Source organism: Novosphingobium sp. ERN07 (assembly GCF_012641335.1).
Taxonomy (GTDB): domain Bacteria; phylum Pseudomonadota; class Alphaproteobacteria; order Sphingomonadales; family Sphingomonadaceae; genus Novosphingobium.
In genome coordinates this window covers 133,196-149,301 of sequence record NZ_JABAID010000004.1, presented here as the reverse complement: position 1 = coordinate 149,301, position 16,106 = coordinate 133,196, and the positions used below count along the sequence as shown (strand labels likewise).

At 58.5% G+C, this 16,106-nt stretch carries 13 protein-coding genes; 5 read left to right on the top strand and 8 right to left on the bottom strand.

Features of this window, described 5'->3' with window-relative positions:
- Positions 1 to 138: 138 nt before the first annotated feature.
- Entirely contained in the window at positions 139 to 1,599 is a 1,461-nt protein-coding gene (locus HGI47_RS08000; protein WP_199558139.1) for an amidohydrolase family protein, read from the bottom strand.
- Positions 1,599 to 3,038 (bottom strand): dipeptidase, encoded by a 1,440-nt coding sequence (locus HGI47_RS07995; RefSeq protein WP_240344717.1) that lies wholly within the window; start codon positions 3,036 to 3,038, stop codon positions 1,599 to 1,601. The genes HGI47_RS08000 and HGI47_RS07995 overlap by 1 nt, the downstream gene beginning before the upstream one ends.
- Here HGI47_RS07995 and HGI47_RS07990 point away from each other — a divergent pair.
- Entirely contained in the window at positions 2,973 to 4,553 is a 1,581-nt protein-coding gene (locus tag HGI47_RS07990; protein ID WP_162896100.1) for a serine hydrolase, read from the top strand. The genes HGI47_RS07995 and HGI47_RS07990 overlap by 66 nt on opposite strands.
- Here the strand turns inward: HGI47_RS07990 and HGI47_RS07985 are convergent.
- Together HGI47_RS07985 and HGI47_RS07980 are read right to left on the bottom strand one after the other, a co-directional pair.
- On the bottom strand, positions 4,537 to 5,808 hold the full coding sequence (locus tag HGI47_RS07985; RefSeq protein ID WP_147457753.1) for a peptide MFS transporter: 1,272 nt from the start codon (positions 5,806 to 5,808) through the stop codon (positions 4,537 to 4,539). The genes HGI47_RS07990 and HGI47_RS07985 overlap by 17 nt on opposite strands.
- Positions 5,809 to 5,813: 5 nt before the next feature.
- Positions 5,814 to 6,779, bottom strand: coding sequence for a CPBP family intramembrane glutamic endopeptidase (locus HGI47_RS07980; protein ID WP_168852277.1), 966 nt, complete (start codon positions 6,777 to 6,779; stop codon positions 5,814 to 5,816).
- 185 nt (positions 6,780 to 6,964) lie between these two features.
- On the opposite strand from HGI47_RS07980, the gene mlrC reads away from it, so the two are divergent.
- On the top strand, positions 6,965 to 8,500 hold the full coding sequence (mlrC, locus tag HGI47_RS07975) for a microcystinase MlrC (protein ID WP_118074286.1): 1,536 nt from the start codon (positions 6,965 to 6,967) through the stop codon (positions 8,498 to 8,500).
- On the opposite strand, the gene HGI47_RS07970 is transcribed toward mlrC, so the two are convergent.
- Genes HGI47_RS07970 through HGI47_RS07960 form a run of 3 tightly spaced genes read right to left on the bottom strand, consistent with a single transcriptional unit; the run spans position 8,497 to position 11,722 of the window.
- Positions 8,497 to 8,856, bottom strand: a complete 360-nt coding sequence (locus HGI47_RS07970) for a nuclear transport factor 2 family protein (protein WP_158453977.1) — start codon at positions 8,854 to 8,856, stop codon at positions 8,497 to 8,499. The two genes, mlrC and HGI47_RS07970, sit on opposite strands and share 4 nt — an antisense overlap.
- An 11-nt stretch (positions 8,857 to 8,867) precedes the next feature.
- Positions 8,868 to 10,109, bottom strand: coding sequence for an MFS transporter (locus tag HGI47_RS07965; protein WP_168852275.1), 1,242 nt, complete (start codon positions 10,107 to 10,109; stop codon positions 8,868 to 8,870).
- Positions 10,110 to 10,165: 56 nt separating this feature from the next.
- Positions 10,166 to 11,722: an AMP-binding protein gene (locus HGI47_RS07960; protein ID WP_118074282.1), complete on the bottom strand. Its 1,557-nt coding sequence runs from the start codon at positions 11,720 to 11,722 to the stop codon at positions 10,166 to 10,168.
- A gap of 127 nt (positions 11,723 to 11,849) precedes the next feature.
- On the opposite strand from HGI47_RS07960, the gene HGI47_RS07955 reads away from it, so the two are divergent.
- The 3 genes from HGI47_RS07955 (at position 11,850) to HGI47_RS07945 (ending at position 15,823) form a co-directional block, all read left to right on the top strand.
- Complete coding sequence (locus HGI47_RS07955) at positions 11,850 to 14,030, top strand: TonB-dependent receptor (RefSeq protein ID WP_118074281.1); 2,181 nt, start codon at positions 11,850 to 11,852, stop codon at positions 14,028 to 14,030.
- A gap of 114 nt (positions 14,031 to 14,144) precedes the next feature.
- On the top strand, positions 14,145 to 14,747 hold the full coding sequence (locus HGI47_RS07950; RefSeq protein ID WP_118074280.1) for a TetR/AcrR family transcriptional regulator: 603 nt from the start codon (positions 14,145 to 14,147) through the stop codon (positions 14,745 to 14,747).
- Between the two features lie 776 nt (positions 14,748 to 15,523).
- Positions 15,524 to 15,823, top strand: a complete 300-nt coding sequence (locus HGI47_RS07945) for a helix-turn-helix domain-containing protein (RefSeq protein ID WP_158453979.1) — start codon at positions 15,524 to 15,526, stop codon at positions 15,821 to 15,823.
- Here HGI47_RS07945 and HGI47_RS07940 read toward each other — a convergent pair.
- Entirely contained in the window at positions 15,798 to 16,097 is a 300-nt protein-coding gene (locus HGI47_RS07940) for an EthD family reductase (RefSeq protein WP_199558140.1), read from the bottom strand. The two genes, HGI47_RS07945 and HGI47_RS07940, sit on opposite strands and share 26 nt — an antisense overlap.
- Positions 16,098 to 16,106 lie beyond the last annotated feature (9 nt).

Sequence of the window (16,106 nt, the reverse complement as noted above, 5' to 3'; positions counted from 1 at the left end):
GCTCGCAGGCGAGGCGTTCAGGGGTGGGCATGGATTGGCAGAGACCAACCATGACGTTCCAACGGGAGAGATGCCCGGCTTGCCAAAACTGATCGGCTGAGTTCACCGCGCACGATCGAAGAGCACTAAGGGCGGGACTTACTTGAGGCTCTTCTGTTGCCCTTTTAGAACGCAACCTGGGCGCAGACCTGTAGCCGCCCCGTCGTGATAGACGGGCAATCCGCTGACATAGACGCTCTCAACCCCTCTGCTTGGTTGGACCGGGTTTTCGAAGTCGGCTGCGTCGGCAACTGTAGCTGGATCAAGCACAACCAGATCAGCCACCGCGCCAGCTGCAATCACGCCGCGACCAGCCAAACGGAACCGCCGCGCTGGCAAACTTGTCATCCGGCGGATCGCTTCCTCGAAGGGGAACAGACCTTGATCACGCACGTAACGTCCCAGAACGCGAGTGAACGTGCCCCACAGACGCGGGTGAGGACGAATGCTGGTAGTCGTCCCGTCCGAGCCAATCATCGCGTCAGGAGAAGCAAGGATGTGGCGTAGATCATTTTCGTCCATGCAGTAGTAGACCGCGCCGCCGGGTGCTAGCGCAGTAAGTGCCGCCTCGCCGCTCAAACCTAACTCGGCAGCGACCTCATCAAGTTCTCGGCCCGCAGTGTCAGGCTTGACTGCGCTCCAGGTGATCACAACGCGCTTCGACAGGCGATAGAGGTCCAGGTTGAATGAGCTGGCAGCAGCAACGTAAGGGTATACATCGAACCCGACCTCCTGCCGAGTGGAAGCCTCGACAATCCTGCGCAGCGTTTCAGGCGCGCGGCCGAAATTGGCCTCGCCCATGAGCTTGTGATGCGAAATGATCAACGGCATGCCCGCCCGTTCGGCGATCAGCAGTGCCTCATCGATTGCAGCATCGATGGCATCAGCCTCATCGCGCAAGTGGGTCGCGAAGATCCCGCCGTACTCGGCGACGACCTCGGCAATTGCCATTACCTCGTCCATGGGCGCAGCTCTTGCGGGAGGATAGAAGAGCCCTGAGGACATACCAATCGCTCCGGCGGCCATAGCCTCAGCGGCCAACGAGCGCATCGCCATGCGCTCACTTGCGGTTGCTGGACGATCAAGCCTGTCCATCGCCGCGGCGCGAAGGGTAGTATGACCGACAAGCGCAGCGACGTTGACCGCGGGCGGTGCAGCTTCCAGCGTGTCGATGTAGTCGCGAAAACGGGCAAAGCGGAAGTCGGCCTTGGCGGCGACTTCTGCGAAAGGGGCAGGGAGGTCTCCGGAGGCGACGAAGGGGGCGAGGCTCACGCCGCAATTTCCAACGACAACCGTGGTTACCCCCTGACTGACCCGGGGCAGCGCCGAAGGGTCGGCGAACACGAAGTGATCGTCATGGGTATGTACGTCGATGAAGCCAGGACAAAGCGCTTGGCCTGTTATGTCGATCGTCTCGCGTGAACGCCATCGAGAAAGATCTCCGGTTGCGACAATAGTCCCGTCTTCGACAGCCACATCCTGGATCACGCCAGGCGTTCCGGTGCCGTCGATTACAAGCCCGCCGCGGAACAGCAAGTTGCACTGTGGTGAACGCATCATCACATTCCAGCGACAGCAGAAGGCTCGGCCCGGGCCTGGGCCTCGCGCAGAACGCGCAGTACGTTTCCTCCCCAGAACTTTCGGAGGTCTTCTGCCGTGAAGCCGGCCGCCAGCAAGCGCTGGCTGATCTTTGGATAGTCGCTTGCTTCATCGAAGCCATCGATGCCGCCGCCGCCATCGAAATCACCCGATAATCCGACATGATCGATACCGACTAGCGCGACAGCGTGCCGAATCTGAGCGACCAGGTGGTCCAGATCGGCGCGCGTTGCCGGATTTTCACGTTCGATCTTGAGCACAGTGGCGCGCTGCGCGCGAAGCTCGGCGATGGTTGCGGCCGGTTGCCCGAGCAAAGTGCGGGCCGGTGCGCGTCCCGGACTGTTGGGCACGCCGAGATGGCTCGACACGGCATTGATTTGAATGACACCGCGCTTCGCAGCAAGCGCACGAAGCCTCGTGTCGTCGATGTTTCGAGGATTGTCAGCAAGGCTCTTGAGACTGCTGTGGGACAAGATGATCGGTGCGTTAGACAGGGCAAGAATATCGTCCAATGCTTCCGGCGATGCATGCGAAGCGTCAATCAGGATGCCGAGTCGATTGGCCTCTGTTACCCACTGGCGCCCAAGCGGAGAAAGGCCATGCCATTCTGGCCCATTGTCGGGATTTGAGCTGTCCGCCAGATCATTGTTGCCGACGTGGACCGGGCCCATCATCGTTACACCGAGCGCACGGAAGGTGCGCATCAACGACAAATCCTGGCCGATTGGATAACTGTTCTCCATACTCATGAAGACGGCCCGCTTGCCCGATTTGACGATCTTCTCGGCGTCGTCTGCCCGTGTTGCAAGTTGAAAGGCCTCATGGTGTCGCGCGACCATGTCCCGAATTTCAATGGTGCGCATCAATGCTTCATCGCGCGCCACGGTGTAACCTGTCGGGGTTCTCGGGCCTTGCTCGGTGAAGACGACGAAGAAGCCACCATCAAGCCCGCCATCTCGCATGCGCGGGAGGTCAACCTGTGTTCCGTCTACCGAAAGCGAGTGGCGATCCATAATCGACCAGCCGACAACGTGCAGCAATGCAGGTGTGTCGATATGAGTATCGAGCACGATTGCGTCGCGGTGTGCCGACGGCATCGGGGCTCCATTGCGAGCAAATACGACAGAGGATGCCACCAGCGCAGCTGCGCCTAGGATGATTGCACGCTTTCGCATCAGGAAATCCCTCTCTTTGATTGACCGACCGGGCGGAATATGAAACATCGCTTTGCCATCAAATGCGCTGGAAATCCAGCGGTTCGATTGGCTGAATGAGCGAGGCAAGATCTTATGACTGCAACAAAGCTTTTCCTGGCGCTGACAGCCGCAATCCCAATGGCGACTTCCCATGTCGATCCGAAGGAGCTCGATGCGGTATTTGCTGATATCCGGCCGGATCAACCGGGCTGCGCCTATGCTGTGGATCTGCGCGGCAAGGTTCTCTATCAGGGCGGCTTTGGACTTGCTGATCTAGCCACCCGCGAGCCGATCACACCCGCAACACGCTTCGAACTGGCGTCAACATCGAAGCAGTTCACGGCCGCTCTTATCCTGATCTTGGCACAGGAACGCCAACTTAAATTGGCGGCATCTATCCGCACCTATCTGCCTGACCTCCCTAAGGTCTACGATCCGGTCACGGTCGCGGACTTGTTGCACCACACCAGTGGCATTCGCGAGTATTTCGATGCATTCAGGGCACGCGGAGACGATGAGAGCAAACCCCATTCCCGCGAGGAAGTGCTGGCCTTCGTCAAGGCGCAACGCGGACTCGACGGCCCACCTGGCCGTCGTTTTTCCTACGTTAACACCAATTACTTCCTGCTCGCAGAAATCGTGGAACGCCTAACCGGAAAGTCATTTCCGGATGCTGCGCGGGAACGGCTCTTCAAGCCGGCGGGCATGACGGAAACTCGCGCAACGCTTGATACGACCAGTCTCATTGCAGGTGACGCGCGCGGCTATCAAATCGACAAGAACGGTAGCTTTGTCTCCGCAGCCTGGGCCTGGCAAGGCTATGGCGACCGCGGCGTGCGGACTACTGTTGGCGATCTTGCTCTTTGGCATGGTGCATCGCTCGCGGCGACAACCGGCGGTCAGGCGCTCGAAGTGGCGCGCCTCGCGAACGGGAAACTGCATTCTGGCAGACCTGTCGATTATGCCGGTGGGTTGTTCGTGGATGATCGGCAAAGCGAGCGTGTTGTGTCGCATTCGGGCTTGGTTGTGGGCAATCGCGCCATGGACGTACTTTATCCGGAGAGCGGGATTGGTATCAGCGTGATGTGTAATCGCGACGATATCTCGCCAGCTGAGCGTGCGCGCAAAATTGCTTTGCTCGTGAAGCCCGGGGCGCCCGATCCAGCTTTTGACCGCGCAATTGATCCTGCCGAAATGAAACGCCTGGGAAAAGTTGGCGACCTGCGCTCCGCGCCTGATGGCTATTATCGCGATCCCTTGTATGGACAGTATCTCATCGTCGCTCACCGTGACGGTGAGCCGATTGTCAGCTACAATATGCGAGCTGAGAAAGTGACGCGCCGCCAGGACGGCATCTACCGCGCGCGCCGAGGTGTTCTGCTGAGCTATGCAGTCATACAGAGTGGAATCAAGCGCGTCGTTCAGTGGACTGAGAGTGGACCAATACCGTACCAATATGTTGGAACTGGCGCACCTGAAACCAAATTGTTTTGGCCCGGACAATATCGCAGCGATGAGCTTGGTATTACCGTAACCCTGTCACGGGATCAGAAGGGATGGTTGCTCGATACTCCGGCAGGTGCGGTGCCGTTAGCTGCTGCGATGGCAGATGACCTTGTGGGCCCGAACGCCGCATTTTCATTACATGCTGTTGGTCCTCAAATCTTTACATTTCACACCGTCAATCTGAACGGGATAGTGTTCAGGCGGCTTCGATAATTCGACGGGAGCGCCTGCCTATCGCGACGAAGATCGTTGCTGCTAGCAGAGGAAATACTGCGCAAAGCAGGAAGAAGTTACCATATCCGAGCGCAGGTTCGGCGCGGCCCATCAATCCAGCAAGAAAATTGCCAGCCGCACGCGCACTGTACCAGAACGCGATGGTGATTGCACCTCGTCCTGCGGGCGCCAGGCGCGCAAACAGACTGAGTCCAACCGGAAGCACCCACAACTCGCCAAAGGTTACCATCAAGAAGAATGCTGCAAGAACAGGCCAGGAAATCTCACCAGGTTGCCCTAGCTTGATGATCAGTGCGAGCCCAACAAAGGCCGCGGCCATGATGCAGCTACCAATGGCCATTCTGAAGTAGTCGTTCTGCGCGCCACCTCTCGCGGCGGCCTTACGCCAGCCCCAGACGAGCAGAGGGGTGAACAGAATGACTCCCAGGGGATTGAGCGACTGAAACCAGGTATAGGGGATGGTGATATCTGCCCCCAACGAACGATCGACCTGGCTGGCGGCGAAAAGCGCGACAGTGTTGCCGAGCTGCTCGTAAGCGACCCGCAAGACGATGACTGCTGCGAGGACACCTGCCAGAAGCGGGATGACGGACAGGCTCGTAGCCGCGACCGGCGCTTCGTCGACCGGATGGGACGCTGCTGCAGGTCGGTCTGGCGGCAGCAGATGGCGTCCGGCGAGAAAGATAACAATGGCAGCCGCAAGCCCGCTAGCGGAAGCGAGGAAGCTGTAGCGCCAGCCGAAATTCTCTCCAAGCGTGCCGCAGATCAGCGGTGCCAGCAGCGCACCAGCGCTCACTGCGAGATAGTAGAAGCTGAAACTGCGCTGGCGATCGGGGGCGTTCGGCGAAAAAAGTGCACCCAGAGTAGCGGGCAGAGTGGGAAGAAACAGGCCATTGCCAATGACAATTGCGGCGAGGCAACCCGTGACGTTCGCGCCAATCACAAGGCCGATGTAACCGGCCATCTTCAGCAATGCGCCACCGACAATTGCCGCAGATCGGCCAATAAACCTATCGGCGATCCACCCTCCCAGGATTGGCGTTACATAGGCTACGCCGAGGAACGTCCCATAGATAAGTGAGGCGTCCTCGGTCGAATAGCCCAGGTCTTGCGTAAGGTAGTAGACCAGTACGGTTCTGAGCCCGACATAGGAGAAGGCCTCCCACATTTCCGTCGCAGCCAGCAGCAATACCGCTGGGTGATCCCGAAACGTTTTCGGAAGCCACCGGGACATGACGCTCACGCGTTCGAGCCGGACTTGTCACCCACTCCGCCCGGAAGCTTTGGCGGCACGTTGCCCCAGGCCAAACGCGCATTGTCAGGAGATGCGGCACCAAGGCTCCTCCCACAAATCAGGACGAGTCCAATGGCCACGGCAAATTCGATGAGATCCCATGGGCGCCACCCGATGCCTGCGACCGTTGGGGCCCATTCGGCAGTGACGTTTACTCCCAGCTCGTTATGGATGGCGTGAGTGAGCACGCCCCCCCACATTGATCCACCGAGCTTGTTGCATACGAAGACAGCGATGATGGTGCTCGCAATGAACCCAGGAGCGATGACGAGTTGTTTGACAATAACGCTCCAGGCCGCGCCAGGGGCGCCGGAGAACAGTGTTGGCAGGTCGCGTGGCAAATGCCAGGCCCACCACATGATGCCGAGGATCACCGCTGCGGTAAGGGGGTCAAACTTCTTGAGGAGCTGCGGCAGCGCAAAGCCGCGCCAGCCCAGTTCTTCGAGCAGCGGGCCAGGGCTGAGTAGCAGCGATGCTGCCAGCATCACATAAATGGCGACCGGATCTGACCCATAGCGCAGGAAGGTACGATCAAGCGTACCAGGCGGAGCGTAGAGGTATGTCTGAACCCACATGATTCCTGTGAGCGCGAAGAATGCAAGGAAACACACGGCTATGACAGTAACGCCCTGACGCCAGGAAACAGGCGACCGCCACGGGGCGCAGCGGCTGAGCAGTTCACGAAATCCTGCTTGCCCATAGCCGATCCCGGTTGCGATCAGGGCCGCGAACATTGGGGCGGCCGGAAACAGTAAGAGCGTATAGGCTCCCGGATACTCGAACGTAGACCTGACAGCGGTAATAATGTTGAGGTGAGCGTGCGTCTCCTGCAGCATCTTGAACATCGGGTCGAGCGGCGTCGGGCTCATCGCGCGTAGCGCATGGGCCGCGAGAGCGATCAGTATCGCCAACACATAGAAGCACAGCAAAGGCCGCTGTCGGACAAACTCCCGCATGGTTCAATTCTCCCGTTCTGTCAGCAGAACATTTCAGATAGGCCCAGGATGGTCAACAAGAATTGACTGTCCGTTCGGTTGATTTATGGGGTGAAGATGCAGCAGCTGGTGCAAACAACAGCAAACCGAAGACTCGTGTTATGCTTGATCGTCGAACATTGATGGGAGGCATTTTGTCGATGGCTGGATCGAAGGCGACAGGTGCAGCGCTGCCGGGGCGACGGTTGCGCGTGTTTGTGGCGACCTTGGGTACTGAGACGAATTCATTCTCACCTCTGCCAACCGGACTGGATGCGTTCCGGGCGACGATGCTCTGGCGCCCCGGAGAGCACCCGGATTTCGCAACCGAGGCGACCGGACCGCTGTGGGCCGCTCGAGAGCGTGCCCGCGAGGGACGCTACGAGGTCATCGAGGGAACCTGTGCCTTCGCCATGCCGGGTGGTCCAGTCAGCGCGCAAGCCTACCAACTACTGCGCGACGAGATCCTCGATCAACTGCGACGGGCAATGCCGGTGGATATCGTGGCTTTCGGTTTACACGGCGCAATGCTTGCCTTTGGCGAGGACGAGTGCGAGGCGGACCTTCTGGAGCGTGCCCGGGCGATTGTCGGGCCGGATGTTGCGCTAGGGGCCGAACTTGATCTTCACGCTCACTTGTCGCAGCGATTGGTCAGAGCTGCTGACGTACTCGTGGCATTCAAGTACTATCCGCATATCGACTACGTCGAGCGTGCGCGTGACCTTCTCGATCTACTCGAGAGAATCCGTGCGGGTGAGATCATGCCGACGTCGAGCCTGTTCAATTGCCAGATGGTTGCCGGACTGGCGACGCAGTCGTCACCGATGAAGGAATTGGTCGCAGACCTGTTTGAGCTCGAGCGGCGAGGGGAAGTCCTCTCCGGCTCACTGATCCAAGGCTTTCGTGCGGGCGATGTAGCGCGGATGGGGTCGAAAGTGCTGATCTATACCAACAACGATCAGCCAGCTGCTGCCTCTATCGCACAAGACTTCGGTCGGCGCTACCAAGCCATGGCTTCGATCATGAAAGGCAACGGCCCCGAGCGAAGCTTTGCGGCCGACATCGAGCTAGCCAAGGCGGCCACCGCATACCCGGTAATCCTGGTCGATAGTTCGGACAACCCCGGCGGTGGGGCTTCGGGTGACAATATGGCATTGGCCCGAGCGATGCTGGACAATGACCTCGTCCCGTCGTGCATTGGGCCGATATGGGATCCCCTGGCAGTACAATTGGGCTTTGAAGCCGGCCTTGGTGCCGATTTTTCCCTGCGCGTTGGCGGCAAGGTCGGCGAGGCATCCGGGCTACCTCTCGACGTTCGCGGCAAAATCACAGGGCTTGCCGAGAATGTCACCCAAAACCTTCAGGGCTCTCGGCCGCCTCTGGGGCGCGTCGTCTGCATCAGTACAGGTGGTCTCGACATCATCGTCAGCGAAATTCGCGACCAGTGCTACGGCCCCGATATGTTCCGGGCGCTCGGTGTTGAACCTGCGAACAAGCGCTATGTTGCCGTAAAGTCGTCCGAGCAATGGAGAATCGGTTTCGGGGACATGGGGCGCAGTGTGATCTACGTCGCTTCAAGCCAGCAGTCGTCCATCCGTCACTATCACAAGCGCTCCCGACCGATGTGGCCATTCGAGCCTGTCGACTTTTCAGCCTAGCGGATAAACCAGACCCTATCGATGTAATCGCCAGCGACACGATAGGCGACTATGGTCTCGAAGCGACCATCCGGGCCGCGCGTCGGGTCACCTTCGCCAAGTTCATGATCAACGACGTAGTTGTCGCGGATCATCCGCCCGATGAGCTCCATCCGAAGGCTGGGGACCCTGGCAAACAACTGCTTATAGACCTGTACGATCTCCGCGCGGCCCACGGCCACCGGCGGGCCCGTCAATTGTTCGAAACGCGCATCGATTGTGAAACAGGCCGCAAAGCCGTCCGCATCATGGGCGTTGAATCGTTCCAATTGGCGAATTACCGGATCCAGAAGTCGGATCGTATTTTGTTCTGACATGAGCAGATCCATTAAGAGCCGGGCTTGGCGGTTGAGACCGGAAGACGGACCAACAGCATCGCAAACAGTGCCGCTGCAGCCGCGCCCGCAATTGCCATTGCCACGAGTAACGCTTCGGCCTGAGCCATTCCCGTTTCCTTGAAAACGGGAACCAAGATTGGACCAATGCTGAGCCCGAGCATGATATTGAATACGCCGCCCAACGATGAGCCAATTCCGCGCACCTCGTCGATGAGACGCTCTTGGAATAGGGGCAGCGAAACTGTTTGTGCAAAGGCGCTCGAGAAACCCCAGACCGAGATCGCGCCAATGACTCCGTAAGCGCTTGGAACTAGCAGCAATCCGGTACCGGCCAGTCCCACGATCGTTGCGGCGATAATCGCGGCAGGTCGGCGGTCTCCCTTGCCTGTGGCTCTCAGTCGACCGGCGACAGCCCCCCCGGCTAGCGCGCTTAGCGATCCGGCAAGGATGGCAAGGAGACCAAAGGTGAACCCGGTCGAAGAGGTCGAGACACCATAGCTGCGGATCATCAGCGAAGGCGCCCAGCTGACCAGCGCGAAATCGCCGAGCGAGAGAGCTGCACATCCGAGATAGATGGGGCCGAGTTGTCTTCGGTGCCGCCAAAGCCACGCCAGCGGCTCTGCCAGCGAGTTGGGCGGTCGGCTGACAGCGCGCACTGGTTCGCGGATGGAGGAGGCCATCGCTGCGGCAAGGAAGATTCCGGGCGTGCCAGCAATCACCATGACGACGCGCCACCCAGAAAGGTCGCCCAGCACAGGCAGCCCGATGAAGGCCTGGTGACTGACCAGCTCAACCAGTGCTCCGCCTAAGAGGAAGGCAAAACCATTGCCGGCGATCATGCCCAACATCAGCAGCGCCAACGGCATGCTCCGCCGCTCGGGCGGAAACATATTGGCGAGCATCGATACCGCTGCAGGCATGAGCATTGCCTCGCCTGTGCCAACGGCAACGCGCAAGATGGCCATCGTGCCGAAATCTCGAGCGAAGCCAGTTGCAATCGTTGCGGCGCTCCAGATGAGTATTCCGATGATGATCATGCGTTTGCGATTATGGCGGTCTGCCAGCCAACCTGCGGCAACACCCATGGCAGTGTAGAAGATCGCAAATGCTGCTCCCACGATAATGCTGAACTGAGCGTCGCTCATGCCGAGTTCGCGCTCGATCGGATCAACGAGCAGCGATAATATGAAGCGGTCAGTGTAGGAAACCATGGCTGCGACGGTGAACAGCACAGCGGCCCACCAGCCAGCTCGGGCGGAGACAGTCGCTCCGGCTTCGGTCGAGGTCGTCACGAATGCGACTCCACGGCTTCTGGCCGCCATAGCCGCAGCACTTTCTTGTCGATCTTGCCGATCGGGGTCATCGGCAAGGCGTCGATGAATTCAATGCGCTTGGGAACGGCGGCTACACCGCGGCGCTCTCTGACAACGCGCGTGATCTGGGCTCGATCAGGTGGATTGGCCGGGTCAGTGGAGACAACGAATGCCGTCACGGCCTCACCCCAATACGGATCGTCGATGCCTACCACGCCGCAGGCGAGAACCCCGGGAACATCTGCGATCACCTGCTCAATTTCATTTGGGTAGACATTGAAGCCGCCCGTGATGATCATGTCCTTTGTGCGATCGACGATGCTCAGGTAGCCGTCGTCATCAAAGCGTCCCACGTCGCCGGTGCGAAGCCAGCCATCACGTATAGCTTCTGCGGTGTCTGATTCACGACGCCAATAGCCCTGCATCACAAAGGCCCCACGAACACAGATTTCCCCGCATTCCCCGGTGGCGACAGGCGCGCCATTGGCATCAATGAGTTGGATATCCACGCTGGCCAGTGGCACTCCACACGATCCCAGTCGATCTGGCCGATCCAGCACATGCTGGCCTCGTGCCAGGTAAGCGATGCAGGTTGGCGCCTCAGTCTGACCGTAGAGCTGCATGAACAACGGCCCAAAAAGCTCTATGGCTTCGACAAGACGCGGAATGGCAATTGGTGCGCCGCCGTATATGATCGTTTCGAGCGGTCCAAGATCGAGCGCAGTTTCCTTTGCTAGGTCGATTAGCCGGTAGATCATCGTGGGGACGAGGAACGTAGCGGTAACGTTGTGCTTGCGCGCATAGTCCGCCAAGCCCGCTGGATCGAATGATGGTAGCAGGTGAAAGGTTCCGCCTTTCAGCCACGCGGGGTAACATAGTATTCCCGCTGCATGCGACACCGGTGTGACAGCGACGACGTTCGTGGGGCTCGGCCATTCCCATTCACTCGCAGCCATCAAAACCGTTGCCAACGCCGAATTGTGAGTATGGACGACGCCTTTGGGCCGGCCAGTGGTCCCTCCAGTGTAACCAATCACCGCGATATCACCACATTGAGCAACTGGCTCCAACGGCGACGGGGCGAATGAATCAGCCCGCGCCACAAGATCGATACCTCGTTCGGCTGCACCGAGAGTCGCGACCTGGATACTGCGGCCCAGGTTGGTCACCAGCAATTCCACTCGTTCGGCTTGCTCTTGCGCCACCAGTACGACATCAATTTCGGCATCGCTTAGAATATAAGCCAGATCCTCGTCGGACATGAACAGCGAAACCGGCGTTACACGGATGGCAGCAACCATTGCTGCAGCATTGGCAATAGCGGTCTCGGGGAGGTTTGGCGCCATGATTGCCAGAGCCCCGCCACGGGCAAGCCCGAGTGAGCCAAAGGCCGCGACGAACTGAGAAATGCGATCCCCCAGCTCCGCGTAAGTGAGTGCACCTTCTGGCCACTCGAGTGCAATACGAGGATGCCAGCGTTGACAGGCTCTCGCGATCAGGGATCCCAGAGACCCGCCTAAATCAATCCCCATTCCTGATTCTCCACCGCAAGGGACACGACCCCTCTCTTATATCCGTCTAAAGTCAGGTTACAATCATATATTGACCGGCTGGCCGGTTAATGCCAATTTCACCGGACTAACTTCGGGGAGGAACGAAATGATTCGTCGATCGATTGTTTGTGCGACATTGGTCACTTTGATGGCCTCAAGTGCGCCTGCTGCGTTCGCGCAGAATGCACCAACAGCAGTGGATGAAGCGCAAGCCGACAAGGCGCCTGGTGAGATCGTGGTCACGGCCCGGAAGATCACTGAGCGCCTCCAGGACGTTCCGATCTCGATCTCAGCAGTCTCGGCCGACAAGATTGCGGAACGCGACAATGTTCGGGTCTCCGAATTGGCTGCTGCTGTTCCGAATGTGACATTTAGTGGTGGTCCGCTGGCCACTGTTACGGTGCGGGGCGTCTCTAGCCAGTCACGATACAATCCGGGCTTCGACAGCGGGATTGGGATCTACATCGACGGAGTGGTGCAGGGGAAAAGCTATACTTTTGACTCCCCACTCTTTGACGTCGAGCGGGTCGAATTCCTTCGCGGACCGCAAGGTACGCTCTTCGGCAAGAACGCTATCGGCGGCGCGATCAGTATCGTCACGCGCAACCCGAGCTTTACGCCGACCGGTCAATTCGAACTTGGAATCGGCAGCTTCAACCGTTTTGAAGCACAGGGTTTTGTTTCGGCGCCGCTTTCCAATACGCTTGCGGTAAGTGTCGGTGGATTTCGGGTCAAGCGGGATGGCTACGTTCATAACCTGCTCGACAATCGCCGCTTTGGAAACGACGATAGCTACGGCGGTCGTGCAAAGGTTCTCTGGAAACCCTCGGACGTGGTCAAGCTGGTGTTCTCGGCCGACTACCTGAACGAGAACAATTACGGCTACGTCGAAGAGATTTTGGCCGGTTACGGTGGGCCGACGGGACGCTACGAAAGCAATGTAAACACTCCGACGCTCGCTCTGCGCAAATCCAAGGGGATTTCGCTAACAGCTGACATCGAGACAGGCTTTGGCGCGACCCTGACGTCGATAACAGCTTATCGATGGGCCGAAAACCAGAGAACAAACGACTCCGACGTCGGGCCACTCTCGATCGTCGTAAGCGAGTCTGCGTCCAAACAGACGCAGTTTTCGCAAGAGTTGCGCTTGTCCGGCAAGCTGGGAGATAGAATCAACTATTTGATCGGCGCGTACCTATTCCGCCAGGATACCGATAACTTCGCACAAAGCACATTTGGTCCCGACAGTAGATTTGCGCCGCTCAGGGGGAAGGTCGGCGATACCTTTGGCGAGGCAGACACCGAAGCAGTGGCTGCTTTCGCAAGTATCGATTGGGAGCTTGTCGATAAGCTGACCGCGACTGTCGGCATTCGCTACACCGACGAAGCCAAGCGTCTCAATTACCAGCAGAATGGCTTCCCGATAATTGGCGCCCCGAACCTCCCACAGGAGTTCGACAGGATCAGCGCGACGGATGTCTCGCCCACGTTTACCCTGCGCTACCAGCCCTCACGTGCCATCATGGTATACGGCACGGCGTCGAAAGGCTTCAAGTCGGGCGGCTGGAACGTCGACAATATTACCTCGCCGCGCATTACGACTTTTAAAGCCTTGCGGTTTGGTGACGAGAGCCTCTGGAATTATGAACTGGGTATAAAGGCGCAGTTCCTCGATAACCGCATCACGTTTAACGCTGACGTCTTCCGTCAGGATTATTCTGACATTCAGACACCGCAGCTTACGCAGGTCCTCGGCGGTGGCGGGGCAGTCGTAGCTATCGTAACCAACGCCGCATCGGCCCGGTTGCAGGGGGTGGAAGCCGAACTGACCGTGCGGCCGACTAGCATTCTGACGGTGAACGGGGTCCTTGGCTACACCGACGCTAGATATAGCAGGTACACCGACGGGGCCCTCAACTTTTCCGGAAACCGGCTGCCCGGAGCGCCAAAGTGGACTGGCAACCTCTCGGCGACCTTGCGGGTTCCGGTTAGTGATGACTGGTCGCTGGGGACGAGAGGAGAATATCTCTATCGCTCGAGAACATTCGGCGATCGCGAGAACTCGGCGGCTCGTACAACGCCGTCATATGCTTCGATCAACCTCTCGGCTGGCATCTACGGAAAGCATTTCGACCTGGTTGGCTTTGTCAACAACCTCGCGGACAAACAGGACGTCATCCTGATCTCCGATGGGGGCTTTCCGGCTCCGCTGGGTGTCGGGCTGAACACGCTAGTTGCCAGGCAACTGGGGCGTACATGGGGTCTGCGGCTTGCTGGTCGTTTCTGATTGCCACGGGCGCGGATATCATCCCCGGTACCGGGGATAAGGCTGGGATCCCCGCTTGATATCCGATCTACCCGGCTTAAGGTCGATGCGATGCAGCGGCGGAGATGACAGGCTATGGTCGGAGTGCGCGCTAAGGATCATGAAGATAAGAAGCGCTTGATCCTTGATACTGCTTCGGGCCTCTTCGCAAGGCAGGGCTTTGCGAAAACCTCGATCTCTGAGCTTTCTTCAGCCTGTGGCGCCTCCAAGGCTTGGATCTATCATTATTTCCCGACCAAAGAAGACATTCTCTTCACACTGCTGCGGGACTTTCTGGTGGAGGTTCGAGCTCGCCTTGGAGCGATCGATATCGAGGGGCTCGCTCCTGAGGTCTCGCTGTACAAATTTATTCTCGAATGCTTGCGTATCTATGATGACTATCGCATAAACTACCCGATTTTGTTCAATGAAATGACAGTTTTGACCGGCGATCAGCAAAAAGAGTTGCGCGCGATTGAAGACGTGCCGGTTAAACTTCTGACGGCAATCGTCGTCAAGATCAGACCGGACATTGCCGAGGCTGCAGATTTTCGGACACCTATAACATTGCTCATCTACGGTACAATCAACTGGACCTACACTTGGTACAATCCAGACGGGAAGCTTAAGTTAGAGCAACTTGCCGATCTTGTACGTGATTTCGTGCTTGGCGGCATCCAAACCGTTGATGTCGATTGATGGACACTCGATGGGGCGGTTATCGGAACTCGGTGAACTGGCCTGATAACCTGAACTAAACTTGGGCATCGCTGAGCTAGGGATTGAGAGCCACCCCATTCGCGCAGCAGTAAAACTAGTCAGAAGATCTGTCGGTGTTACTGTGAGGGTAACTTCGCGAATGCGCGCCGAGCCAGCAGGTCTCGATTTCACGCTGCAGCGGAGGTCGCAACATTCCATTCCGCCATGGAAGCGCATTGGAAGGTCCGGATGGCCTGTCTGGAGCTCAGGTAACACAGCATGTTGAATTTGTAGTTGTTTGCTGAGTGGATGGAAATGAAACGCTGGGCTTGTCCCTGGGACTTGAAGCGCTGAATTTCCCGCTTGCCTCGTCGCACAGGAAGATTCGAGTTCTCGACCAGGTTGTTGTCGCGTAGTTGGGAGCGCGCGCACTTCAAGCATTTTGTGCTCAGGTGGTTCTTTCTGGTTCGTAAGGGCCGATGTGAGTGCGGATCGCGGACTGGCCGCCGGCCCTGGTGACAACTGGCAGCTGCATCGGAATCGACGGCCGCAAGGCCTTCGCCTTCGAGGAGATATCGCGAACTCCCGGCGGAACTCGCACTCTTCTTGCGCTGGACATGTAGGTTCGGGAGATGCCCGATTAGCTGTAATTCCTGGTCGGCTGTGTGCCGCTTTTGGCCAACGTCCTGCCTTAATCGTTCTGGGCGGTCGCCCAAGTTGCGCATGACGAGTCTGATGCAACGTCGCGGTGGATTGCGCGTCGGGGAGACTTGCTCGTGCTGGAAGTGGCTGACGCGTCAGAACACCTTGATCAATCCGCCGTGCGGCAAACGCATGCCGATCTGGTCGGCGTGCCGCCGCTGCTATGCCTGACCGCGCTGCGAATAGATATGGCGGCGGAAATACGCGAGCGCGAGGATTACACGGTCAAGATCATTGCTGTGCCGGTCGGCTATGGTTCCGAAGCAGCCTTCAACCGGGCCTTCGTGCGCTACTGCGGAGAAAGCCCGGGGCGCTGGCGGGCGCGCCGCGCCCCGGACGCGGCCGGACCTAGCGTTCAACTACCAGCAGCGTGACGATGCCCTTGGCAAAGCCCGCAAGGTCGGCGCCTGCAGCCTGGTTTTCGGCCGAGCTCATGGCCCCGCCAAAGGCCGCCTTGTCGGCAAAGTCCATTTCAGCGATCTGGTAGAGTTCGGTATCGCCCATCAGTTTGCGGCGCACCTTGTTGACGCGCAGGGCCTCAAGCCCGGGGATTTTCTCCACCAACGGCGTGTGCACTTCGGTGTAGTGACGGTCGAAGGCTTCGGGATCGGCGGGCTGGGCGTAAAGCGCCATCAGGGTCATTGTCATGCTGGGTTC